The sequence below is a fragment of the Pseudonocardia sp. genome (genome assembly GCF_050250275.1).
In the GTDB taxonomy this organism is placed as follows: Bacteria; Actinomycetota; Actinomycetes; order Mycobacteriales; family Pseudonocardiaceae; genus Pseudonocardia.
This window is the reverse complement of sequence record NZ_JBFWOY010000009.1, coordinates 106,147-129,245: the sequence shown is the minus strand read 5'-3', so window position 1 is coordinate 129,245 and position 23,099 is coordinate 106,147. Positions and strand designations below refer to the sequence as shown.

21 protein-coding genes are annotated in these 23,099 nt (G+C 70.6%); 11 read left to right on the top strand and 10 right to left on the bottom strand.

Annotation, left to right across the window (positions count from 1 at the left end; all coding sequences use genetic code 11):
- Window positions 1-77 precede the first annotated feature (77 nt).
- Window positions 78-731 carry a maleylpyruvate isomerase family mycothiol-dependent enzyme gene (locus AB7F12_RS11085; RefSeq protein ID WP_428498243.1) on the bottom strand — a complete coding sequence of 218 codons (654 nt, stop codon included), beginning with the start codon at window positions 729-731 and terminating at the stop codon, window positions 78-80.
- Window positions 732-943: 212 nt separating this feature from the next.
- Between AB7F12_RS11085 and AB7F12_RS11080 the strand changes: the two genes are divergently transcribed.
- Window positions 944-1,516 carry a DUF998 domain-containing protein gene (locus AB7F12_RS11080; protein WP_428498244.1) on the top strand — a complete coding sequence of 191 codons (573 nt, stop codon included), beginning with the start codon at window positions 944-946 and terminating at the stop codon, window positions 1,514-1,516.
- The gene (locus AB7F12_RS11075; RefSeq protein WP_428498245.1) at window positions 1,513-2,322 is read left to right on the top strand and encodes a DUF1707 SHOCT-like domain-containing protein; all 810 of its coding nucleotides are present in this window, start codon (window positions 1,513-1,515) and stop codon (window positions 2,320-2,322) included. Before AB7F12_RS11080 ends, AB7F12_RS11075 begins: the two co-directional genes overlap by 4 nt.
- Window positions 2,323-2,402: 80 nt before the next feature.
- Here AB7F12_RS11075 and AB7F12_RS11070 read toward each other — a convergent pair whose 3' ends face one another.
- Window positions 2,403-2,687, bottom strand: coding sequence for a hypothetical protein (locus AB7F12_RS11070; protein WP_428498246.1), 285 nt, complete (start codon window positions 2,685-2,687; stop codon window positions 2,403-2,405).
- 171 nt (window positions 2,688-2,858) lie between these two features.
- On the opposite strand from AB7F12_RS11070, the gene AB7F12_RS11065 reads away from it, so the two are divergent.
- Window positions 2,859-3,773 carry a LysR family transcriptional regulator gene (locus AB7F12_RS11065; protein WP_428498247.1) on the top strand — a complete coding sequence of 305 codons (915 nt, stop codon included), beginning with the start codon at window positions 2,859-2,861 and terminating at the stop codon, window positions 3,771-3,773.
- A 52-nt stretch (window positions 3,774-3,825) separates the two neighbouring features.
- Entirely contained in the window at window positions 3,826-4,353 is a 528-nt protein-coding gene (locus AB7F12_RS11060) for a hypothetical protein (RefSeq protein WP_428498248.1), read from the top strand.
- 91 nt (window positions 4,354-4,444) lie between these two features.
- Here AB7F12_RS11060 and AB7F12_RS11055 read toward each other — a convergent pair whose 3' ends face one another.
- Window positions 4,445-4,873 (bottom strand): DUF5997 family protein, encoded by a 429-nt coding sequence (locus AB7F12_RS11055; RefSeq protein WP_428498249.1) that lies wholly within the window; start codon window positions 4,871-4,873, stop codon window positions 4,445-4,447.
- 43 nt (window positions 4,874-4,916) lie between these two features.
- Here AB7F12_RS11055 and AB7F12_RS11050 point away from each other — a divergent pair, with 43 nt between their 5' ends.
- On the top strand, window positions 4,917-5,615 hold the full coding sequence (locus AB7F12_RS11050; protein WP_428498250.1) for a LysR substrate-binding domain-containing protein: 699 nt from the start codon (window positions 4,917-4,919) through the stop codon (window positions 5,613-5,615).
- Between the two features lie 187 nt (window positions 5,616-5,802).
- Here AB7F12_RS11050 and AB7F12_RS11045 read toward each other — a convergent pair whose 3' ends face one another.
- Window positions 5,803-7,065 (bottom strand): dihydrolipoamide acetyltransferase family protein, encoded by a 1,263-nt coding sequence (locus AB7F12_RS11045; protein WP_428498251.1) that lies wholly within the window; start codon window positions 7,063-7,065, stop codon window positions 5,803-5,805.
- A gap of 17 nt (window positions 7,066-7,082) precedes the next feature.
- Window positions 7,083-9,164 carry an alpha-ketoacid dehydrogenase subunit alpha/beta gene (locus tag AB7F12_RS11040; protein WP_428498252.1) on the bottom strand — a complete coding sequence of 694 codons (2,082 nt, stop codon included), beginning with the start codon at window positions 9,162-9,164 and terminating at the stop codon, window positions 7,083-7,085.
- Window positions 9,165-9,431: 267 nt separating this feature from the next.
- Between AB7F12_RS11040 and AB7F12_RS11035 the strand changes: the two genes are divergently transcribed.
- The gene (locus AB7F12_RS11035) at window positions 9,432-10,007 is read left to right on the top strand and encodes a VOC family protein (RefSeq protein WP_428498253.1); all 576 of its coding nucleotides are present in this window, start codon (window positions 9,432-9,434) and stop codon (window positions 10,005-10,007) included.
- A 66-nt stretch (window positions 10,008-10,073) separates the two neighbouring features.
- Window positions 10,074-10,694: a GntR family transcriptional regulator gene (locus tag AB7F12_RS11030; RefSeq protein ID WP_428498254.1), complete on the top strand. Its 621-nt coding sequence runs from the start codon at window positions 10,074-10,076 to the stop codon at window positions 10,692-10,694.
- A gap of 5 nt (window positions 10,695-10,699) precedes the next feature.
- On the opposite strand, the gene AB7F12_RS11025 is transcribed toward AB7F12_RS11030, so the two are convergent.
- The 5 genes from AB7F12_RS11025 to AB7F12_RS11005 form a co-directional block, all read right to left on the bottom strand.
- A complete protein-coding gene (locus AB7F12_RS11025) occupies window positions 10,700-12,076 on the bottom strand; it encodes an NADP-dependent succinic semialdehyde dehydrogenase (protein WP_428498255.1) in 1,377 nt (458 codons plus the stop codon).
- A gap of 27 nt (window positions 12,077-12,103) precedes the next feature.
- Window positions 12,104-13,354 (bottom strand): M24 family metallopeptidase, encoded by a 1,251-nt coding sequence (locus AB7F12_RS11020; RefSeq protein WP_428498256.1) that lies wholly within the window; start codon window positions 13,352-13,354, stop codon window positions 12,104-12,106.
- 28 nt (window positions 13,355-13,382) lie between these two features.
- Window positions 13,383-14,324, bottom strand: coding sequence for an NAD(P)-dependent oxidoreductase (locus AB7F12_RS11015; RefSeq protein WP_428498257.1), 942 nt, complete (start codon window positions 14,322-14,324; stop codon window positions 13,383-13,385).
- Between the two features lie 191 nt (window positions 14,325-14,515).
- Window positions 14,516-15,553: a TauD/TfdA family dioxygenase gene (locus tag AB7F12_RS11010; protein ID WP_428498293.1), complete on the bottom strand. Its 1,038-nt coding sequence runs from the start codon at window positions 15,551-15,553 to the stop codon at window positions 14,516-14,518.
- Window positions 15,554-15,558: 5 nt separating this feature from the next.
- Entirely contained in the window at window positions 15,559-16,770 is a 1,212-nt protein-coding gene (locus tag AB7F12_RS11005) for a hypothetical protein (RefSeq protein ID WP_428498258.1), read from the bottom strand.
- A gap of 1,887 nt (window positions 16,771-18,657) precedes the next feature.
- Between AB7F12_RS11005 and AB7F12_RS11000 the strand changes: the two genes are divergently transcribed.
- The 4 genes from AB7F12_RS11000 to AB7F12_RS10985 all read left to right on the top strand — a co-directional run bounded on the left by AB7F12_RS11000 (window position 18,658) and on the right by AB7F12_RS10985 (window position 23,095).
- The gene (locus tag AB7F12_RS11000; protein WP_428498259.1) at window positions 18,658-20,412 is read left to right on the top strand and encodes an amidohydrolase; all 1,755 of its coding nucleotides are present in this window, start codon (window positions 18,658-18,660) and stop codon (window positions 20,410-20,412) included.
- Between the two features lie 122 nt (window positions 20,413-20,534).
- A complete protein-coding gene (locus AB7F12_RS10995; protein WP_428498260.1) occupies window positions 20,535-21,500 on the top strand; it encodes an ABC transporter substrate-binding protein in 966 nt (321 codons plus the stop codon).
- 153 nt (window positions 21,501-21,653) lie between these two features.
- Window positions 21,654-22,373, top strand: a complete 720-nt coding sequence (locus AB7F12_RS10990) for an ABC transporter permease (protein ID WP_428498261.1) — start codon at window positions 21,654-21,656, stop codon at window positions 22,371-22,373.
- Window positions 22,370-23,095, top strand: coding sequence for an ABC transporter ATP-binding protein (locus AB7F12_RS10985; RefSeq protein WP_428498262.1), 726 nt, complete (start codon window positions 22,370-22,372; stop codon window positions 23,093-23,095). Before AB7F12_RS10990 ends, AB7F12_RS10985 begins: the two co-directional genes overlap by 4 nt.
- Window positions 23,096-23,099: the final 4 nt, after the last annotated feature.

Here is a 23,099-nt window from a genome sequence, read left to right as displayed (position 1 = left end):
GATTCCCGGCGACGGCCGACCGGTCGGTCCTCAACGCCGTCGAGTTCCGCGGCCGTGCCGTCCGTTCCCGTCGGCAGTCACAGCCGCGCCGCGACGACGTCGACACCCGGCCCTGCCAGCCCCGCCAGCCCGGACCGCCGTCCCGACGCGACGAGCAGGAGGTCGACGTCCGCGCCGCGCACCTCGGCACCCTCGCCGTGGGTCCAGCCGGAGTCCGACGACACCAGCCGCACCCCGGCCAACCGCTTCGGCCCGCCCATCAGCTTGTTGGCGGCGACGTGGTCCAGGCTCGCGGTCACGACCTCCGGTGGCGACGCGTACGGCACGCCGAGCGGCCGGGAGATGTCCTGGCCGTGGATCACGAGGTCCATCAGCGGGTCCATGGGGCTGCTGCCGGGGAACCGTCGCGACGACCCGGCACTCTCCCGCAGCTGCGCGACGAGCTGGCCGGTGGTGAACGCCGCCGCCCGGCGTGCGGCGAGGTCGACCTCCATCCGGTCGAAGGAGCCCCGGGCCCGGATCGCGGCACCGAGCAGCAGAGGAACCGTCAGCCGGGTGGTGGTCGTCAGGTGGGCGAGGACGTCACGGACCGTCCACTCCGTGCACAACGACCGGGACGCGAGCTGGGCGTCGGTGAGTACGGCGACATGGTCGGCGAGACGACGACGTTCGGCGGACACCGCGGCGTCGACGACGTCACGGGGCAGCGCGACCGGGGATGCGGGGCTCATGCCGGTCAGACCGCACCGCGACGGGGAACTCATCGGCCCCGGACCGGACATTCTGCAAGATCGAGGATTCGGCCATCCGGTCGGGCCGGGCCCGGCGCGGGGCGCGCCGACGGCTGAACCGGGCCACCGCAATGCGGTCTCGCGAGGGACTTGCGCATATCCTCAGCCGGTCTCGAAAGGCTGGTATGTCTCCTTCGCGCCGGGCTACGACGATGCCCTTCCTGGCGGTGACGATCGTCGCGGCGATCGTCGACCTGGTGGTGCTCGCGGTGTTCCACATCGCGCGCCCGGACGTCGACCCGTTGACACGCCCGACCAGTGAGTACGCCCTGGGCGCGTACGGGGCGGCGGCGGGGGTGGCGACGGGGATCGTCGGTCTCGGCGCGCTCGCGCTCGCCTGGGCGGTGCGGGCGCAGACGCGACCGGCGGCGATCGTGCTGGCGCTGTTCGGCGCGGCGAAGGTGGCGCAGGCGTTCTTCCCGATCGACCCTCCCGGCGTGGAGACGGCGGCCGGGTTGACCCACAACGTCCTCGGCAACGTCGCGTTCTTCGCGCTGCCCCTGGCCGCGGTCCTCGCCGTCCGGGCGCTCGCGCCGCGATGGCGGTGGGCGCCGCTCGCCGCGGCAGGACTCGTCGTCGCGGTCGTGGCGGTCCTCGCGGCCGACCTGCACGGGGCGTTCGGCGTGGCGCAGCGGATCTACCTCGTCGGGTGTTCGCTGTGGATGCTCGCGGTGGCTGCCGTGGGCATCGCGAACCTGCCCTACCGCAGCCGGAGCACGTCGTGAGCGGGGGCGTGCGGCGGGCGACCAGGGCCCGCGACGCCGACCGGTCGGCGACCTGCGCGATCCTCGACAGCGCACTCGTCGACGGGCAGCTCGACACGGTCGAGCACCGCGAACGCATCGCGGCGGCGATGACGGCGACCACGCTCGCCGAGCTCGCAGCCCTCACCACCGACCTGCAGACGCCGACCCGGGCGCCGGTGGTCGCGGCGCGTCCGCCGCGCAGCGGGCCAGGGCCGCGGGTGTACCTGGCGGGTGTCGCGCTCGTGCTGTGCGTGGGTCTCGTCGTGACGATGTGCGGGCTCGCGAGCGCGCGGCCGGAGGTGTCGACGCCGCCCGGTGCCGCGGGTGCCGTGGCGTCCACGGACACGGACCTTTTCTCGGCGGCGGGCTGGCAGGCGATGCTCGCGTGGCTGCGCTTCCAGCACGGTGGGACCGTCGTCGTCGGCGCGACCGTCTACCCGACGTACGCGGTGATCGAGGTCCTCGAGCCCGACGACGCCCGGCACACCCGCCGCGTGCTGTATCCGCCGCGCTCCACCAGGAGCGACATCACGGGCAACCGGAAGCTCGACGGCCCGCTCGTCGACCTGGCCGGCGTCGACGACGGCGCTGTGCGCGCGCTGCTGGCCACCGCCCCGGAGCGGCTGAACGTCAGCAACCCGACGTCGAGATATGTGCTGTTCGGCTTCCCGACCCGGCCCGTCGACCAGATCGGCGTCTACGTCTCCAACGACCACAAGCAGAGCGGCATGCTCACCGCGACGGTCCGCGGCGAGGTGCTGTCGGTCTCCCCCGTCGAGGGCTGAGCAACCGTCGCCGCCGGGCGCGGACACGACGATGCGCGTCCGGGCGGGTGGCCCGGACGCGCATCTCGGGTGGTGCTGGATCAGCTGCTGTAGGACCAGTCGTCGTTCTTGCCGCCGTAGCCGCCGTCCCACTTGTCGTCGCACTTGTCGTACTTGCTGTCGCAGTCGTCGTACTTGTCGTACTTGCTGTCGCAGTCCTCGTACTTCGAGTACTTGTCGTCGCAGTCGTTCCACTTGTCCTTGCCGCCGTAGCCGTCCCACTTGTCGTTGTCCCACTTGTCGTTCTTGCCGCCGCCGTAGCCGCCCCACTTGTCGTTGTCCCACTTGTCGTCGTAGGACTTGGAGGGGCAGGTGCTCTTGAACATCTGGGGGCTCCTTCTCGGTTCGTGGTGTTCCTTCGCTGAGAAGAACTTTGCCCGTTTGCTGCCCGGATGTGGATCGAGTGCACCCCCGGATCCGGAGGGGTGAACCCCCCGCCCGGACGGGGGGTGCGCAATCCGACGCCCCGGGCTCCGCCCCCGGCATAGGCTGCCCGCGTGCAGTACGACCTCGTCGACCTCCGGTTGTTCCTGCACGTCGTCGCTGCGGGCTCGATCACGGCCGGCGCCCGCCGGAGCGCGCTGAGTCTGCCGTCGGCGAGCGCGCGTATCCGCGCGCTGGAGCGGCACGCCGGAGTCGAGCTGCTGGTCAGGGGCCGGCGGGGAGTCCGACCGACACCTGCCGGGACGGTCCTGGCCCGGCACGCGCGCGAGGTGCTGGACCGGACTGCGCGCCTCGACGGGGCGATCGCCTCGTTCGCCCGGCCGCCCGGGGTGCCGCTGTCGCTGCTGGCGGGCAGTTCGGCGATGCACGATCTCGTCCCGCGCGCGGTGACGTCGTTCCTGCTGGCCAACCCCGATCTCGACGTCGACGTCGACGAGCGCCGCAGCGTCGTCACCGCCCGGATGCTGCTCGACGGGGAGGCCGACCTCGGTGTCGTCATCGAGCACGCGGCCACGGATGCGGGGCTCGCCGCGGAGCCGCTGTGCGACGACTCGCTCGTCGTGATCTGCCGCGCCGGCGGGGTGCTCACGGGCCGGCGGTCGCTGACCTACGCCGAGGTCGTGGAGCACCCGATGGTCGGGCTCCAGGCGGGGGCACCACTGCAGGTCGCGATGACGCTGGACGTCGGCCCCACCGGCCCCGTGGCGCGGCACCGGACCCGCGCGATGGACCTGCGGACCGTCGTCGCGCTGGTGGCGGCGGGAGCCGGGTCGGCGATAGTGCCGCGCCGGGCGGCGGGCGGGCGCGGCGGGGACCTCGACGTCTGCGAGCTGCGCGAGCCGTGGGCGCAGCGACGGTTGACGTTGTGCCGGGGCGCCGCGGTCGACCCGTCGTCGCCGACGGCGGCCGCGGTCGACGAGCTGGCCCGACACGTCCGCGACGCAGCCTCTCGGTCGGACAGAGGCTGACGCTGCACATTGCGCATTGTGGGGCGGGCACCGGATCGCGGACGCTGGCAGCGTGGAACAGACCAGCCCCGATGCCGACGTCGTGGAGCGCGCCCTTGCCAAGGCACGGCGCGTCGTCGTCCCGGTGCTGGCGGTGCTGCTCGTCGTCGCCGCGATCACGGCCGGCGCGCTCCACCAGAACGACGTGGCCGCGCGGTACGGCCTCCGCGTCGAGGTCGCGACGATCGTCGCCACCGCGCCGGCGACCGGGACCGCCACGGTGACCTGGGCCGGGGCCGACGGCGTGGTCGGGCTGGGGACGGTGCCGTCGACCGGCGACCTGCAGGTGGGGTCGTCGACGCACGTCGTGCTCGACCCGGGCGGGCGGCTCACGACGGCCGCGGTTCCGGCGGAGGCCCGGACCGCCGGGGTCGTCCGCTCGGCGGAGCTCCTGGCCGGCGGCGGCGCACTCCTGCTCCTGCTGTTCGCCGGCCTCCGCCACGCCGGCCGGGTCCGCGCTGCGCGGCGGGTCGACGACGAGTGGCGCGCCGCCGAACTGCGCTGGCGCACGGGGGCCGCCCCCGCGGAGGACGGTCAGTAGCTCGTGTCCCGGTACTGCCACGTCAGTACGGCGGCGGTCACCGCCTCACGCCGCGGACGTGCCCGCCCGGGCGGCCGACGCGCGGGTCCGCTCACCCCCGCCCGGGTCGGCGCGCCACCTCCGCGGACCCGGCCGCCTTGAGCCGGGCCTGTTCGCGGTCGGCCTTCAGGCGGGCCTCCTCGCGCTGTGCCTCGGCCCGGATGATGCGCTCGCGGCGCAACCACTCCGGCACCTCCTCCTTCAACGCCGCGATCTGGGCGGTCGTGAGCGGCTCGGTGATCTCGGCGCGGGCCAGTCCGGAGATCGACACACCCAGCCGGTCGGCGACGACAGGTCGCGGATGCGGGCCGTTGGCCCGCAGCTCACGCAGCCACTCCGGCGGATCGGCCTGCAGCGCGTCGAGCTCCTCGCGCGAGACCATCCCGTCGCGGAACTCGGCGGGCGCCGCCTCGAGATGGATGCCGAGCTTCTTCGCCGCCGTCGCGGGCTTCATCGTCTGGACCGACCTCTGGCGTGCCATACGCCCAGGATATCGGGGTCGTGGGGCCGGATAACCTGGGCCGGTGAGTGCCCCCGCCTCCTTCCGGCTCGGCTACGTCCCCGGTGTCACCCCGGGCAAGTGGGCGCGGATCTGGGCCGACCGCCGGCCGCACGTGCCCCTGGAGCTGGTCGCGGCGACCACGGCCGAGGCGGTCGACCGGATCCGGGCCGGCGGGCTCGACGCCGGCCTCGTCCGGCTGCCGATCGACCGGTCCGGGCTGCACGCGATCCCGCTCTACACCGAGACCACCGTCGTCGTCGTTCCCAAGGACCACCTGCTCACCGCGGCCGAGGAGACCACTGCCGCGGACCTGGCCGCCGAGGCCGTGCTCCGGCCGCAGGACGACACCCTCGACTGGCCCGACGGGCCGCCGGGCCGGGCCGCCGCGTACGAGCCCCCCACGACCGCCGACGCCGTCGAGCTCGTCGCCGCGGGCGTCGGCGTCCTGGTCGTGCCCCAGTCGCTCGCCCGCCTGCACCACCGCCGGGACCTCACCTACCGGCCGCTCGTCGACGCGCCCGGGTCCCGCGTCGCCCTCACCTGGCCGGACGCGGAGAACACGGAGCTGATGGAGGAGTTCATCGGGATCGTCCGCGGGCGCACGGTCAACAGCACCCGCACCCCGGCGGCGAAGGCCGACCCGGCCGGGCGCGACGGCCGCCCCTCGAAGAAGCCCGCCGCCCGCCGCACCCCGCCCCGCCGCGGCACCCGCCGCCGCTGAACCCACGCCGACCCCGGCACCCCCCGCGGCGGCGGCCCGCGCCTGCGCCCCCGCGGCGGTGAGGGCGCGCGGACTCGTCAGCGCAGTTCCACAGTGAACAGCGACAGCAGGTGTCAGAACCCGGCGGCCCTCGTACTCGGTGAACCGGAGTCCGGGCGGTCTCCCGGGATCGACGTCTCCCTCTCGCTCATACGAGAAGGACGAAGGGCTGCTCCAGCGTCTCGACGAACTTCTGCATCCACTGCCCGGCGATCGCTCCGTCGACGGCGCGGTGGTCGACGGAGAGCACCACCCGAAGCACGGTGGCCGAGCGGACCGAACCGTCCTCGCCGACGATCGGTTGCTTGCGCCCGGCACCGACCGCCAGGATGGCCGACTGCGGAGGGTTGATGATCGCGACGAACTCCTCGACCCCGTAGGGGCCGAGGTTGCTGATCGTCATCGTTCCGCCCTCGAGCTCGGCCTGGCCGAGCCGGCCCGCGTTCGCGCGGGTCACGAGGTCCTTGGCCTGCGCCGAGAGCGTGCTGATCGAGGCGGAGTCCACACCCCGCAGCACCGGGGTGACGAGCCCTCGGTCCGACGCGATCGCGACGCCGATGTCGACGCTGTGGTACTGCAGCAGGGCGTCGTCCGACCAGACCACGTTCATGTCCGGAACAGCTCGATGGGCCCGGGCCGCAGCCTTGAGGAGCAGGTCGTTCACCGAGACGCGGGTCGGCGCCACCTGGTTGAGCGAGGCGCGCAGCTCGAGGAGCGCGTCGATCCGGGCGGTGCCGCGAAGGTAGAAGTGCGGAATCTGCTCTTTGCTCGCAGTCAGCCGTCGGGCGATCGCGCGACGCATCCGCGTGTGTTCCACCCTGGTGACGGTCGCGGGACCGAGCTCGGGCGCCGGTTCGGCCACTCGTGTCGGCTTCGCGGCGGGCTCGGGCGCGGGCGATGCCGCCAGCAGCTTCTCGACGTCGCGGCGCACGATACGGCCGTGGGGTCCGCTGCCTGCGACCTCGGTGAGGTCGAGGCCGTTGTCTGCGGCCAGCTTGCGCACCAGCGGGCTCATGAAGACCCGCCGGGGGGCGCTCGGCGCCTCCGTGTGCGGACGCGCATCGGGACGCGGCCCCACCTCCGGCGCCCCGCTCGCTGCAGAGGGCAACGGCGTGGGCAACAGCGCGACGCCGAGTTCGGCAAGGACGCCGGCGATGTCGTCGATGTCCTCGTCGGGCTCGGCAAGGACCGCGAGGGGCGTCCCCACCGACACGGTCGCACCGTCGGCCACCAGTGAACGAACGAGCTTGGCGTCGGAGTCGGCCTCCAGGTCGACCGCGGCCTTCTCGGTCTCGATCACGGCGATCGTGTCGCCGGCAGCGAACGGTGTGTTCTCGCCGACCAGCCAGTGCGAGAGCACGGCCTCGGTCGTGCCTGCGGCCACTTCGGGCATGGTGAGCAGCGTTGCCATGATGTCCTTCCCGGGAGTCAGGCGCCGCGGCGGTAGTGGGCGAGGGCTGCGGCGACCTCTGCGACACCTGCGATGGCAGCGCGCTCGAGGACCTTCGAGATGCTGGGCGAGGCTTCGCCGCCATGGACCCGCATGACCGGAGAGTCGAGCCAGTCGAACAGCCGACGCTGGATCTCGTCGGCGAGCCACGACCCGTACGACGTCCCGATCGCGCCCTGCTCGACGATCAGCACGTTGTTGGTCCGCCGCACACTGGCCTCGATCGTCTCCCAGTCCAGACTCGCCCGGTCGAGCCAGCGCAGGTCGATCACATCAGCCGACACGCCGGTCTCGTCGACGGCGTCCAACACCTGCCGCACCATGCCGAGATAGCTGAGGACTGTGACGTCGTCGCCGGTTCGGCGCACCGCTGCGCGGCCGATCTCGATGCAGTAGTCGTGGTCGTCGACGGGGATCCGACCCGGGATCGGGTACAACTCGACGTGCTCGATGACGACGACCGGATCCTCGCACCGCAGGGCCGTGTTCATCAGTCCGATGTAGTCGAACGGGGTGGACGGAGCGACCACGCGGAGGCCGGGTGCCGTGGCGAGGATGCCGGCCGGGTCCATCGAGTGTTGTGAGCCGTACCCGGTGCCGGTCGCGACCTTGGTGCGCAGCACGAACGGCACGGCGGCGTCGCCGCCGAACATGTGCCGGACCTTGGCGACCTGATTGAAGAGCTGGTCGGCCGCGACCCACATGAAGTCCGCGTACATGAGCTCGACGATGGGGCGGTACCGGCCGTCGATGGCGACGCCGCCTGCCAGACCTACGAAGGCGTTCTCGCTGATCGGGGTGCCCAGCACCCGGTCCGGAGCGACGTCGAGGGCGTCCCGGGTGGCGCCGTTGGTCCCGCCCCGCAGCCGATGGACGTCCTCCCCCATGACCACGACCCGCGCATCCTCGGCCATGCGGCGGCCGATCACGCCGCTCACTCCCTTGATGAAGGTCGTGTCGGCCACCGCACCGCGGTAGGTGTCCTCCTCCTCGTAGCGGGCTCCGTCCATCTCGGACAGGTCGCCGCGGACACCGACGTCGACGAACTCCGGGCTGGGCCACTGGTCGGCACGGATCCGCCGCTCGCCGGGCTTGCCGCCACTGACGGGCTCGAGGAGGGAGCCGCAGATCTCGTCGAGCACCTCGACGAACTCCGCGGTGGCCGTGGCGATCTGCGACGTGGTCGCCAGACCGCGTCGGACCACGTGCCGCTGCACATGATCGAGCGGGTCCCGCTCGCGCCAGCTCTGCTCCTCCTCCTTCGTCCGGTAGCCGAACGCGCTGCCCGGGTACGCACCGTTCTGGTGGTGGAACCGATAGAGGTCGGCCTCGACGATGGTGGGACCGTCGCCTGCGCGCATGTGATCGACCGCCTCGGTCATCGCCAGGTGCACCGCGAGGGTGTCCATGCCGTCGACACGCCAGCTGGGGATGTTGAAGGCCAGCCCTCGCGCCGACAGCCGCGGCTCGGCGGTGGCCTCGGAGACGCTGGTCGACACCGCGTACTGGTTGTTCTCGATGAAGAAGCAGACCGGGAGCTTCCACGCCGCGGCGAGGTTCATCGTCTCCAGGACCGATCCGATGTTGACGGCGCCGTCGCCGAAGTAGGTCACCGACACCGCGTCGGTCCCGGCCGCCCGGTTGGACCATGCGAAGCCGGCCGCCTGGGGCACACCACCACCGACGATCGCATTGGTACCCATGGCGCCGGCGGGACTCCACCGGAGGTGCATCGAGCCGCCACGGCCTCGGCCGTAGCCCCTCGCGAGCCCGCAGATCTCGGCGAGCGTGCTCTCCAGCACGGTCCGAACGTCGTCGGTGACCTTGAGCAGTGCACCGTGGGCGGAGCCGGCGACGTGCCCGAAGGCCTTGGCGAGGAACTGGTGGTGTCCACGGTGACTGCCGTTGACCTGGTCGTCGCTGCGCAGCGAGAACACCGATCCCACTGCACCGCCCTCCTGGCCGATGCTGGCGTGTGCGGGTCCGTGGATGAGGCCCTGGCCGGCGAGTTCGAGGACCCGCTCCTCGAACGTGCGGATCCAGATGAGCCAGCTGAGCATCCCGAGCAGCAGGTCGCCCTCCGCGGAGTCCCAATCCTCCGCGGTGGATTCGACGGATCGCCAGGACGAGCCGGGAGAGAGAACACGATGTCTGGGCACAAGGACCCCCTCGGGGTATGGGCGAAAGATGTCGCTGACACAGCAACACGAGCAATAGGATCCTATCGACTCGCGCACGACATTCCTAGCTGCATCGATCTCCGGCCGACCGCCTCGTCTGGCCTACATAGGATACTATCGAACGGCCAATCCAGGAGGAGAGCGACTGTGACCGAATCAGTACCTGCTGCGACGTCCGGTCCCGAGGAGCCCGTCGCGTCGCACTCCGGACTGCCGGGTCTCACCGGGCTCGATCACGTCGGGTTCACCGTCCCGGATCTCGACGAGGCACGGGCGTTCCTCGTCGACGTCCTGGGCTGCGAGTACCTCTACGAGCTCGGTCCGTTCCAGGACCCGGCAGGCACCTGGATGACCGATCACCTGGCCGTCCCCGCCACTGCCGTGATGCGCAACCAGTGGTACCGCTGCGGGGATCGAGCGGTCTTCGAGGTGTTCCACTACGAGACGCCGGACCAGGTTCCGCAGCCGCCGCGCAACAGTGACATCGGGGGTCATCACGTGGCGCTCTACGTGCACGACATGGCTGCCGCGGTGGCGCACCTGCACCGACACGACGTGGAGGTGCTGGGCGCGCCGACCGTCAGTACCGGTCCGCATCTCGGACAGCGGTGGGTCTACTTCCGGGCGCCGTGGGGGATGCAGTTCGAACTGGTGTCCTACCCCTCGGGCAAGGCGTGGTTCCTCGACCGGGGCGCCGGCGGTGGGACGGGCGCCGGGCACTGACACGGACCTGGGATAGTGGTCGATGTGGCGTCGAGTGGGGGCCGGCCCGGCAGGACCGGCCGTCAGGTGGCCGACGCCTTGCGCGACGACATCCTCGCAGCTCGGCTTGCGCCCGGCGAGCGCATCGTGCAGGAGGAGGTCGCCGAGCGGTTCGGGGTGAGCCGGATCCCGGTGCGCGAGGGACTGCGCATGCTCGAGGCGGACGGGCTCGTCGTACTCAGGTCCAGCAGCGGAGCGTGGGTCGCCACGATGACGGCGAAGGACTGTGCCATCGCCTACCAGATCCGCGAGCGCCTCGAGCCGATGGTGCTGGCGGAGAGCATGCCCCGGCTCACCGAGGCCCAGCTCGTCAGGCTCGAGGAGCTCCAGCGGGCGATCGAGGCCAACGACGACGTCGAGGAGTTCCTCCGGCTGGACCGGGCCTTCCACTGGACCATGTACGAGGGCAACACCGTCGAGGAGCTGCGTCGCATCGTCGGCCGGTACTGGGATGTCACCCAGCACTACCGTCGTGCCTTCGCCAGGCTCGGCCGCTCCCGGGGCTGGGTGATCGACGCCGAGCACCGGCTGCTGCTGCAGGCCCTGCGCGACGGCGATGTCGTCACCGCACAACACGTGCTCGTGGGCCACATCCAGCGCACCCGGCTCGAGTTGCTGCGCCATCCACAGCTGTTCGATCCCGAGTGACCGCTTCACGCCTGCCAGATCGTCTTGAGGTTGCAGAACTCGCGGATTCCCGCGGCTGAGAGCTCCCGGCCGTACCCGGAGTCCTTGACGCCGCCGAAGGGCAGCTGTGGGTACGAGACCGACATGCCGTTGACGAAGACCGCGCCAACCTCCAGATCCGAGGTGAACCGCCGCTGCTCGTCAGCGTCCTCCGTCCAGACGCTGGAACTGAGCCCGTACGTGGTGCTGTTGGCCAGCACCACCGCGTCGTCGGTGTCGCGCACCCGGTACACCGTGGCGACCGGGCCGAACGCCTCCTCCGAGTGGAGCCGCATCGCGGGGGTGACCCCCTCGAGCACGGTCGGTGGGTAGAACCAGCCCGGTCCGTCCGGCACGACCCCGCCCGTCAGCACCCGGGCGCCCTTGCCGACCGCGTCCTCGACCAACTCGACGAGATCGGTGCGACCGCCCTGCGTCGCGATCGGACCCACGTCGGTCGACGTCTCCATGGGATCACCGACGGTCAGTGCGGCCATCTGCTCGACGAAGGCCGCGACGAACCGGTCGTACACCGCGTCGTGCACCAGGAAGCGCTTCGCCGCGATGCACGACTGGCCGTTGTTCGACGTGCGGGCGAGGGCGCCTACGCGAGCCGCGTGGGCGACGTCGGCGGACGGCATGACGATGAAGGGGTCCGAACCGCCGAGTTCCAGCACCGCCTTCTTCGTATGGCGACCGGCCACCGCAGCGACCGCGCGACCGGCCCCCTCGGATCCCGTGAGTGTGACGGCCTTGACCCGGCGGTCGGCGAGCACGCCCTCCACGTCGCGGGCGCTGATCAGAAGGGTCGAGAAGGATCCTTGCGGGAAGCCACCGCGGGTGAACAGGGTGTCGAGGTAGAGCGCCGCCTGCGGCACGTTGGAGGCGTGCTTGAGCAGCCCCGCGTTGCCGGCCATCAATGCGGGTGCGGCGAACCGGACGACCTGCCACAGCGGGTAGTTCCACGGCATGACGGCGAGGACGACCCCGAGCGGCTCGTAGCGGGCGAGCGCGCGTGACGCACCGACGGCGCCGGGATCCGCGAGCAGCTCGTCGGCGAGGAACCGGTGCGCATGCCGAGCGTAGAAGCGCATGCTCGCCACGCACTTGCGCACCTCGGCCCGGGCCGACTCCAGAGTCTTGCCCATCTCGGTCGTGAGCAATGGAGCGACGAGCTCCAGCTCGCTCTCGAGCAGGTCGGCCGTGGCGCACATCCATGCGGCCCGCTGGGTGAAGCTCGTCCGCCGCAGCCTGTCGACCGCGTCATGGGCGCGAGCGACCCGCTGCTCGGTCTCCTCGGGCGAGTAGGGATCGAACGTCTTCTCCACGAGGCCGGTCGACGGGTTGGTCGTCGAGATGCTCATCTGTCCTCCTGATCGAGTCGGCCCTGGTCAGTACGGGTTGGCGACGACGAGGTCCTCGGCCGGGAAGAGGGTCAGCAGTCGTGTCCCCTCTTCGGTGACCACGACCTCCTCCTCGATGCGCGCCGCCGATCGGCCGTCGGTGGCAGGGCAGTAGGTCTCGAGGGCGAAGACCATGCCCGGCCGCAGCTCGACCGGTTCTTCCATGCTGTTGAGCCGGGAGATGATGGGCCGCTCGTGCAGGCCCAGCCCGAGGCCGTGCCCGAACTGCAGACCGAATGCGGCGAGCTCGTCGGGGAACCCGAAGTCCTGGGCCCGGGGCCACACGGACGCGACCTGGTCGGTCGTCACCCCGGGACCGATCGCCTCGATCGACGCGTCCATCCACTCGCGGGCCCGCGCGTATGCGTCGCGCTGCGCGGACGTCGCGCGCCCTACCGCAAGGGTGCGGTAGTAGCAGGTCCGGTACCCGTTGTAGCTGTGGATGATGTCGAAGAACGCCTGGTCGCCAGGTCGGATGATCCGGTCGGTGAAGTTGTGCGGATGCGGGTTGCACCGCTCCCCCGAAATCGCGTTGATCGCCTCGACCTGGTCCGATCCCATCTCGTAGAGCCGTTTCGCGGCCAACGCGACGATCTCGTTCTCCCGCACCCCGGGGCGCAGCGCCTCGACGATGTCGTGATAGACGCCGTCGACCATTGCTGCGGCCTGCGAGAGCAGCATGAGCTCATCGGGGTTCTTGATGCTGCGCGCATCGAGCATCCGCTGCTGGGCGTCGACCACCTTCAGGCCCTGCCGCTGCATCTCGAACAGGAACGCCGGCTCGACGATGTCCAGGCCCACGGGGGCGTCGGCCAGGCCGGCGTCGGTGAGGATGCCCTTGATCTCGCGTACGGCGGACTCCATGAGACCTGCCGACGGCGCAACCGCACCGCGCAGGCCCAGCATGCCCGGCAGGCACTGCTCGTCGGGCAACCAGTTCGAGTGGATCTGGTGGTGGCGCACGGCCGACCCGAAGTCCCAGAGCCACGGCTGCGGGGTCGAGCGCGTCAGCAGCGCGTACCTGGTCATCTTGTCCCCGAGCGCACCGCCGATCCAGGTCTGGGTCGTGTACCGGATGTTGTAGAAGTCGAAGAGGAGGAACGCGCCGCACTCGCTGGCCTCGAGCGCCTGCCGCGCCCGGCCCAGCCGGTACTCGCGCAGCCGGGGGAAGTCGACCCGCTCCTCGTAGTCGACCCCCATGTGCCCATGGGCCGGCGGGGGCGGCAGCAGCACGGTCACGAGCAGCTCCGGTGGTCGTCGTCGAGGATCAAAAGTCCAGCTCCGGATCGACCTGGAGACCTTCGTCGACGGACACGTCCTCGGGCTTCAGCGTCATGCCGGATGCAGCGGCCTGCAGATCCAGGAGGATGGCGAAGTCCTCCTCGGTACGACCGCTGCCCACGCTGGCCTGCACGAGGGCGGCGGTGAGCGCCGCCAGCGGCATCGGCACGTCCAGCGCCCTTGCGGCAGCCAGCCCGAGGTCGAAGTCCTTGCGCAGCAGGACCGGGGTGAACGTCGGCGTGTAGTCGAGGTTGACGAACGCCGGCGTCTTGTACCTGGTGAAGACGGAGCCCATGACGCTGTTGTTGAGGAACTCGAGGAACGCGTTCCGGGACACCCCGCCCTTCTCGGCGAGCACGGTGATCTCGGCCATGCACTGCGTGACCACGCCCAGCATCAGGTTGTGGGCGATCTTCACCAGACGTGCCGTCTCGCCCTCACCGACGTACGTCGCGCCCGAGCCGATCGTCTCCAGCAGCGGACGAACCCGGTCGAACAGCTCCTCAGGACCGGAGGCGACGAGCGTGAGCCCACCCGATCGCACCACCCGGGCATTGCCGCTCACCGGACACGCGAGGAACGGCACGCCCAGGTCGTTGCAGCGGCGGCGAACCTCCGCGGACTCGGCCGTCGCGATCGTCGAGCAGTCGACGAGTGACGCCGGGAGCGAGGACGGATCGGCGAGCAGGCCGCCATCGCCGAACAGCACCCGGTCGAGGTCCGGTGCCGTCGACACCATCGTGAAGACGACGTCGTTGTCCCGCAGCTCCGCGATCGACCCCGCCACCGATGCGCCGAACGCGAGGAGCGGCTCCGCCTTGGCGGTCGTCCGGTTCCACGCGGTCAGTTCCACCCCCGCCCGTGCGAGGTTCGCCGCCATCGCGACGCCCATCCGACCGGTTCCGATCCAGCCCACACGCTGAGCCATGCCGTACCTCCGACTGCACTAGTTTTGCTTCACGATCCTGATGGGGGCTGTGACTTCTCGTCCCCGAGCGGATGAACGCACCGCACGGCATCCGTCCAGGTGGTCCGCGTACGGGCTCGACGAGGCGCCGTGTGGCGGATCGAGCACGTTCGCGGGCCACTCGTGCTGCCCAGGCACGACGGGTGCGGTGATCAACCGTTCTCGGCGGCCGACAGGATCCTGTCCGCGCGCTCTGCCGCGGTGAGACCGACGTTCCCGAACCGGAAGTCGTAGATGATCGACTTCGGAGCGGCCGGGTCTGCGTCGGCGATGTCCAGCCACAACCGGAGCAGGTGACGACGGCGGTCGGCATCGGCGCTGTCCTGGAACTCGCTGCGGCCGTGCCACACTCGGTAATCGTTGAGCCAGAGGAGGTCGCCCGGCTGCAACAGGTACTGGAGCGGTGCTTCCGGTCGCCCGGCCACCTCCTCCATGACGTCGAGGGCCTCGGCCTGCATGGGCGTCAGCGGTGGTGCATTGCCCGTGCGCACCGCGTGCTCGATCATCTGACGGCCGGGGTAGAAGCATCCGAACCGGTCGCCGTCGACCGCGAAGATGGGCTGCTCGACGTAAGCCGCCTCACCCGGACGGGTCTCGCCGAGCCGTCCCACCGGGAAGGGCTCGTAGAGGACGGCGAGCAGGTCGGGGCGTTCCGCCTGCAGGACGGCGTGGACGTACTCGGCGTCGACCAAGGTCGACTCGCCACCGTGGGGCGCCTGGTGCACACACAGCAGGCCGGCCAACGGGGTCAGATCGCAGTGGTACTCCAGGTCCGCGGCCGACTTGTAGCCGCGCTCGAAGGCCTTCTCCCCGGAGCGGACCTCACGGCGGACCTGACCGATCAGATCCAGATCGCCGCTCTGTGTGACCGGCACGCCGAACAGCGAACCGATCATCCAGTACAGCCGTTCGGTCACCTCGAGGTCCAGACCCTGGACCGGAACGCCCCGCAGCACGGCGAACCCGGGCCCCGAAGGGCCGAACAGCGCCGCGCGGCACTGATCGACGAAGGGCCGGCACTCGTCGGCGAGGCCCTCGTCAACCGTGACATCGACGAACGACGCGTCGGCCTGGATCGACGCGGCTGAGGTCAGCGCGCCCTTGAGGTGGTCAGGCAGCTCGACCAGCCAACTCTTGTCAGCACGGATCGACTGCCCGTTCCAGGCACGTCCGACGGTTCCGCTGTGCATGGTGCTCACGCCTTTCCTCCCATGTCGACTGCTCCTGGTTCCGCGTTCGTTCGGGTGGTGATCATTTCCGAGAAGCCGCCGGCCGCTTCGACGCCGAAGTGGGCGTGCGCAGCCGCCAGGGTGGCGTTGTCGGCGTTGTCGGTCGCCTGGGTCCGCTGCATCTGCAGGGCGAGGAAGAGCTCCTGCAGCGGGTCGCCGACCCGAGCGACGCTCGACCCGACGGATCGGAACATCAGCTCGCCCGCCTCGTAGCTCAACCGCACGGCGGTCCAGACCATGTTGGGCAGCCGCTCGTAATCGGCGAGCGAGGGCGGGTCGCCGGCCGCGGCCCGCTCGTTGAGCTCGAGCGACTTGCGGGCTGCGGCGTACACGATGTTCTCGGCCGCATCGACCATGGCGGCCGCCTGTCCCCATGCCCGCTGCGAGTCCGGATGGAGGTACCGCAGAACCTGCGGCGGGTGGATCCGCTTCTTCGTCCGGATGATCTGCTCGAACAGATCGAGACACCCCTTGGCGGCGCCGATCTGCGAGCAGGCGAGGGTCAGCGCGTAGTTGATCCCGTTGTACCCGAAGTACATCGGGTTCTTCGTCCACTGCCAGCCGAGGTCCCCGCCGTCGTAGCTGTCGTGCAACCAGGTGAACGGAGACGTCCGCTCCTGCGGTACGAACACGTCCTCGACCAGGACCGAGTTGGATCCACTGGCGTTCAGCGCCATCAGCTGACCGCCGCCCCAGTCGTCCAGGATCCGGAAGTCCGCACGCGGCAGCAGGACGACGATCCGCGCGAGCTCGCCGTCGGGGCCGGTGGTCATCGCGGTGAGCATGGCGTGGGTCGAGTAGGGCACGCCGGACGAGTAGGCCCAGGTCCCCGACACGCGGTACCCGCCGGGCACGGCGACGGCCTTGCCTCTCGGCGCGGCCGAGTGCGGCGCGATGAAGCGACCGTGCTGCTCGAAGACTTCGGCGACCACGGACTCGGAGAAGTGTGCGATGAACGGCACCATGTGCCCGGTCCCGAGAGCCAGGCACCACCCTGCTCCCGGGTCTGCGCGGCACACCTCGACCATGACCTTGGCCCACGTCTCGAGGGACAGTTCGAGACCGAGGTACTTCCTCGGCTGCAGGATCCGGTAGAAGTCGGCTTCGATGAAGGCTTCGTGCACGGCCGGCGTGTAGGTACCCAGATCGGACGCCTCGTGCCGGGATTCCCGGAGCATCGCAGCAAGCGTCCGGGCACGCTGGATCAGCTGATCCTCGCCGGTCAGAGCCCCCATGTCGGTCGGGACTGTCGTTGTACTCACCATACCGCCTTCTCTCGACGTGCCGGATGGCTCGAGATCTTCCAGATCGGGTCGAGCAGCTCGACCCCGGTCGACTATCTCGTCCGCGGCCGGTCCACCGGACGCGGACGCTCCGCGACGTGCTTCGCCGCGTCCGCGAAACAACGTGCGACCGATCGCATCAGCAACGGCGCCGGGCCGTCACCCGCCGCAGACCCCGCCGGTCGTTGACGGTCAGGTACCGCACCTGTGCGTGGTCCCGGATCATCACCGTCCCGGGCCGCCGGTGCAGCCGACTGAGGACTCCGGGCGCCGACGCGCTGAAAGGCGCCTCGGAGGCCGGGGCTCCGGCGCCGGGTGCACCTCCCGAAGCGAGCGGTGACGGTCGAGGGACAGCGGGTCGAATCCGCCGGAACGGCGGACGCCACCGGGCGGAGGACCCCTTCAGTTCTTCACTCCTTGTCCTCATCGGTGTCGCGACGAGACGTGACGGACAGGCCCGGCCGAGCCACTCGGCGCGCACGATCGGCTGACGAGCATCGAGACCCACATCGTGCGCCGGGCCTCGCACCGACTGGCACCTCCCTTTGGACCACCCGCGCGACATGCAGGCGTATGCGATCGGTCGCAGAACCGTATACCGGCCTCTCGATCACCGTCAAGCCTCCCAGCAGCTCGCCCTGCCAGGCTCCGACCACGGCCCACGGGATCGGCGGCGTCGACGCCGCAGTGCCCAGGACGGTGCGGGCGGACAGTGGTCGAAGGCCGGGGGCATGCGACCGACACCGGGACGAGCAGCGGCCTGCGCAGGCCCGAGACCGTCAGGCGGGCCCGCATCGCCTCCCGCCGGCTCGGTGGCCGCTCGACCTCCATCGCTCGCGTTGCGGACGAACTCGCTCGAGCTCGGTCGGCGTTCTCGTTCCGGACCTCGACAACCCGCAGATCTCCCCTCGTCCGCGGGATCGAGAACGTGCGACTCCCCCACAGCCACCCGTTCCGGTCGGCCACACCGACGATGATCAGGAGCGCACACGAGCCCAGTGCGGGAGCACGTCGTCGCCGCGTGCGGAACGGGGTGATCGTCGCGACCGGACGCCTGCACGACGAGGTGCGGGTCGAAGCGCAGCGGCGTGGCGCCCCGAGGGTGCCGGTCACCCGCACGGCCGGCCCGAACGCCGTTCCCATGGTCCCGGGCGGCGACCGCAACGGCGTGGCAGTCGGCGTCGGCCACCTGGTCGGACACCGCCGGATCGTCCACCTCGCGGGCCCGGGGACGCGTCCCCCGCGATGGTGCGGCGAGCAGCCGGCCGCACGAGGACCTCGGTGACGCGCAGCGCGGTCGCCGGTGGCCATCCTGTCCTGAGGATCAGGCGCAACCGTCCGCGACGGCCGTCGCAGCCGCCCCCCGGCAGCTACGCACGTCAGGCGCAGCGACGCCCGGGCCGGGCCGGAACCATCCGGCCCGCCGGAACCGTCTCGTGTCCGACACGAGGCCGTTGCGCCGTCGCAACACGATCGTGGTCATGGCAACCGTCGGTCGGACCAGGGAGTACGGAGAGACCCCCGTCCTCTTGACGGGTAGACGCTCCTCTGGGCATGATCCTGCGACCGATCGCACGCGCAGTCGCACTTCAGCCTCGGGAGAGCCGGGTCGTCGTGCCGAGTCGACCATGCGGGCCCCGTCATCGCAGCACGTGACCGAGGGCTCCCGGAGGAGGACGACATGCAGACGAGCACCGTCGTGGCGCGGCGTGCCCAGGCCGAGGACCGCCCGTCGACCGGCCACCACGGGAGCGCAGGGCAGATGTCCTCGGGGAGGCCGGGTTGAACGACACAGGGCGATCCGCCGCCGACACGGCGATGGACGACGGAGAGCAGTGGGTCATCCGCCGCGCGTCCGTGTTCTCCGGCGCCGCCGCGATGCCGGGCCTGCACGACGTGTGGATCTCGGGTGAGCGGATCGTCGCCGTGACCCCCACCGACGCATCCGCCCGGGCGGACCTCCCGTCCCTGGACGCGCGTGGCAGGCGGCTCTCGGCCGGGTTCACCGACGCGCACGCGCACCTTGATCGCGAGGGTCTGCGTGCAAGGTTGACCCCGCTCGGCGCGCCGCGGTCGCGGCAGGAACTTCTCGATCGGATCGCGGAGGCCGTCGCCCGGGCACTCCCCGGCGAGTGGATCGTCACCGAGCCCCTGGGAACCCCGCCCGACTACCCCGACGCGGTACCGCCGGGAAGCGACATCCTGCCCACCTTGCGGGAACTGGACGCCGTGAGCCCGGAGAACCCTGTGTACATCCGCCCGATCTGGGGCTACTGGAACCCCGGGGTGCCGCTCGTCTCGGTCGCGAACTCGCTCGCGCTGGCACTGTGCGGGGTCGACGTCGAGACCCCGGCGCCGAGTCCGCGCGTCACCATCGATCGTGACGAGAGCGGGTTGACCGGCGTCTTCGTCGAGCGAACTGCCCAGCCGATCGTCGAGCACGCACTTCTCCCCGCCCTGCCAGGGTTCGACGTCGTCGACCGGATGGCCGGGGTGCGTGAGGGCATACGCGTCTACAACCGTCACGGCACGACCTCCGTGTTCGAGGGCCACGGTCTCGCGGCACCGTCGGTGAGCGCCTACGGTCTGGTCGCGGGCGAGCGAGCCGCCTCGATGAAGGCGACGATCATGCTCAGCGCGGACTGGCGTTCGGAGTCGTTCGAACGTGTGGGCGACGTCGTGTCGGAGTGGCAGAGGTGGGCGGCGTCCCGGTCGCGGCGTATCGGCGTGCCCGGCATCTACGTCGAACCCGTGTCCGACGGCGACCACGCACCACGGAGGGCGCGGCATCCGCAGACGGGGTGGGCGGGGTTCACCGCGGCGTCGGTGCAGGACCGCGACGCGCTGCAGGCGCTGCTCGACGAGGCCGCACGCGCACGGATCCGGGTGTCGACCATCTTTCCCGGCATCGCCGAGATGATGGAGAGCACGGCGCGACGTGTCGGGGACATCCGCGATCTGCGCTGGGTCGTGAGCCACCAGCAGGTGTTCACCGAGGCCGACCTCGAACGAATCGCTCGACTGGGGATCGTCGTGACGACGATCGCCGGTCACCAGATCCACCGAACCGGAGAGCACGCCGCGCGGGTGCGGGATCCACACGCCCGGGTGGTGCCGCTTCGCAGCATGCTCGATCGCGGCATCCCTTTCGCGCTCGGTTCCGACAACCGCCCGCCCAGCCTGTTCGACAGCATGCAGCACGTGGTCCTCCGCAGAGGGCGTGGCGGCACGGTGGTCGACCCCGATCAGGCGCTCACCCCGTCCGAGGCGTTGTCGGCGATGACGCAGGGCGGCGCGTTCCTCGTCCAGGCCGAACACGACCGCGGAGAGGTGCGCGCGGGCATGCGGGCCGATCTCGTCATCTTCCGCGACGACCCGCTGACCGTCGCGCCCGCCGAGCTGTCGTCCGTCGAGACGGACGCAGTGATCGTCGACGGGTCGCTCGTGATCGGCGACGGGGAACGCCGACCCGGCTCCCGGCCGGAGCGCTTCGGGCTCCTCACGCAGGTACGACGCGGGACTCCCCGGGGCACCTAGGCCCTGGCTCCAACGCTGACAGCGCTCGTTCCGAAGGCGCCAGTCACACCTCCATCTCGTCCGAAAGGTCGCCCATGAGCATTCCCACCTCGTCCCCCCCACACTCTGGTGTGCTGCGTCGCGTGCGGACCGCCGCCGCCCTCGCGACGATTTCCGTCCTCGCCCTGGCCGGCTGCGCGGGTCCCACGACAGGCGAGTCATCGCAGGTCGTTGCGCGCATCGTCACGGTCGGCTCGCCGGGCACCAGCTACGGCTTCATCTCCGGCCGACTGGAGGAGACGGTCGCGAGAGCGGGTGCGACAGCCGAGGAGACAGGGTACTTCCCGGCGACCGAGCCGGCGTTGGAGGCGTTGAACGCCCGAGCCGCGGACTTCGCCGAGGTCACCACCTCCGGCGCGCTCAGCGGCCTCGCCGGAGCCGGCGACTTCCTCTTCCTCGGCGTCAACACGGCGGCGCCGGGGGCGAACACGACGATCGTCGTGCCGAACGACAGTCCGATCCGGTCGTTCGAGGACCTCGCAGGGCACAGCGTCGCTGTGACTCGGGGAGCCGCGGGCGAGTACATCGTCGACATGGCCCTGGCGAACCGGGGGATGGCGACCGACTCGGTGAAGAAGGTCTTCCTCGGCCCGGGAGACGCCGCCGCGGCGTTCACGAACGGTTCCGTCGATGCGTGGGCGGCGTTCTCGACGTTCATCCCCTTCGCCCTGGAGGCAATGAACGCGCGCACGATCGTCGAGCGGGACGAGCTCGACGGCAAGTACGACTACGGCGTTCTCGTGGTCCGGCGTGAGTTCGCCGAACAGCACCCCGACGTCGCCACGGCGGTTCTCGACGGCTACACCGCAGCGAGCGACGAGACCAGGGCCGACCCGACCGCATGGCTGGCGGCGCAGGAGAAGGCGAACGGATTGTCGCCGAGCCAGCTCACGTACCTCAAGGAGAACCTCGGCCGGTACGTGCCGTACTCCGCGGAGACGACCGCCGCTCTCCAGGCCGGCATCGACGACTGGTCCAGGATCGGGACGCTCCAGCGCGAACTCGTCGCATCGGAGATCGTCTTCGGCTACGACCCGGCCAGCGACTGAATGGACGACATGAAACCTCACACGGTCAAGACGTCCGTCGCCGTCAGACCTGCCCCGGCCGCGGAGCCGCAGGCGGTCGCCCCTCGGCGCCGGCGTACCGACAAGACGAAGCGCAACCGACACAGATTCATCCGATGGGTCGGGCCTGTCGGGGTGCTGGCGATCTGGCAGATCCTTTCGGGCACGGGAACCCTCCCCGAGAACATCCTGCCCTCGCCGGTCTCGGTCGTGGCGGTGTGTGCCGACCTGCTCCAGGCCGGCGAGCTGCAGGAACATCTCGTCATCTCATTTCAGCGGGTCACCTTCTCGCTGCTCATCGGGGTGAGTGTGGGAGTCGTGCTCGCCGTGCTCTCCGCCCTGTGGAAGGTGGGCGAGTCGCTCATCGACCCGCTGATGCAGATGGGCCGGACGGTGCCGATCCTGGCGCTCGTGCCGCTGTTCATCCTGTGGTTCGGCATCGGAGAGCCGTCGAAGGTGATCATGATCGTCCTCGGCGTGGTGTTCCCCGTCTACCTCAACACGTACGCGGGCATCCGCAGCGTCGACGCGAAGCTCGTGGAGGTGGGCCGGATCGTGGGTCTCTCCCAGTGGGGCATCGTGCGGAACATCGTGCTCCCGGGGTCGCTGCCCGGGTTCCTCGTCGGACTCCGGTACGCGCTCGGGCTCGCCTGGCTCCTGCTCGTCATCAGCGAGCAGGTCAACGCCCTCGCCGGCGTCGGATACCTCATGAACAACGCGCGGGTCTTCATGCGTACCGATGTGATCGTCCTGGGCATCTTCATCTACGCCGCAGCGGGGTTCTTCTCGGACTGGCTCGTTCGCGTGATCGAGAAGCGGGCACTGGCCTGGAGAGTAGGAGTTCAAGGACGATGACTGCACCGACGAAGCCCGCACCTGTCGCGATCTTGAAGGGCGTCACGCGCCGCTTCGGCGATCGTGCCGTCGTGAACAACGTCGACCTCGAGATCTACCGCAACGAGACCGTCGCACTGCTCGGACATTCCGGTACCGGCAAGAGCACGCTCCTGCGGGCGCTCGTCGGGCTCGACGACGAGGCCGAGGGTGAGATCATCGTGCCCCGGCGGGTGGCGGTGGGATTCCAGGAGCCGCGCCTGCTCCCGTGGAAGAGTGTGTGGCGGAACGTCGCGCTCGGCCTGCCTGCCCCCGCAGCGCAGGCGAGAGCCGCAGCACTGGCGACGCTCGACGAGGTGGGACTGGCGGCGAAGGCCGACGTCTGGCCGAAGACGCTCTCGGGAGGCGAAGCGCAGCGCGCCTCGCTCGCACGGGCACTCGCGCGTGATCCCGAGCTCCTCGTGCTCGACGAGCCGTTCGGCTCCCTGGATGCGCTCACGAAGCTCAAGATGCACGGTCTGCTGCTCGAACTGTGCAGGCGACACGAACCCGGCGTCCTTCTGGTGACCCACGACGTCGAGGAGGCGATCGTCCTCGCCGACCGGATCCTGGTCATGGACGACGGGTCGTTCGTCACCGACATCCGCATCGATCTGCCGCACCCGCGGGTGCGCGCCGGCGATGAGTTCGCGGCTCTGCGTGCGCGCCTGCTCGCGGATCTCGGCGTGCACGACGAGGCATGACAGA

What these genes read in the sequence shown, in the direction of transcription:
- AB7F12_RS11085 (WP_428498243.1), bottom strand. Translation starts at nt 731, where the DNA reads ATGAGCCCCGCATCCCCGGTCGCGCTGCCCCGTGACGTCGTCGACGCC.
- AB7F12_RS11080 (WP_428498244.1), top strand. Translation starts at nt 944, where the DNA reads ATGCCCTTCCTGGCGGTGACGATCGTCGCGGCGATCGTCGACCTGGTG.
- AB7F12_RS11070 (WP_428498246.1), bottom strand. Translation starts at nt 2,687, where the DNA reads ATGTTCAAGAGCACCTGCCCCTCCAAGTCCTACGACGACAAGTGGGAC.
- AB7F12_RS11055 (WP_428498249.1), bottom strand. Translation starts at nt 4,873, where the DNA reads ATGGCACGCCAGAGGTCGGTCCAGACGATGAAGCCCGCGACGGCGGCG.
- AB7F12_RS11045 (WP_428498251.1), bottom strand. Translation starts at nt 7,065, where the DNA reads ATGGCAACGCTGCTCACCATGCCCGAAGTGGCCGCAGGCACGACCGAG.
- AB7F12_RS11040 (WP_428498252.1), bottom strand. Translation starts at nt 9,164, where the DNA reads ATGCTCAGCTGGCTCATCTGGATCCGCACGTTCGAGGAGCGGGTCCTC.
- AB7F12_RS11025 (WP_428498255.1), bottom strand. Translation starts at nt 12,076, where the DNA reads ATGAGCATCTCGACGACCAACCCGTCGACCGGCCTCGTGGAGAAGACG.
- AB7F12_RS11015 (WP_428498257.1), bottom strand. Translation starts at nt 14,324, where the DNA reads ATGGCTCAGCGTGTGGGCTGGATCGGAACCGGTCGGATGGGCGTCGCG.
- AB7F12_RS11010 (WP_428498293.1), bottom strand. Translation starts at nt 15,553, where the DNA reads ATGCACAGCGGAACCGTCGGACGTGCCTGGAACGGGCAGTCGATCCGT.
- AB7F12_RS11005 (WP_428498258.1), bottom strand. Translation starts at nt 16,770, where the DNA reads ATGCTCCGGGAATCCCGGCACGAGGCGTCCGATCTGGGTACCTACACG.
- AB7F12_RS10985 (WP_428498262.1), top strand. Translation starts at nt 22,370, where the DNA reads ATGACTGCACCGACGAAGCCCGCACCTGTCGCGATCTTGAAGGGCGTC.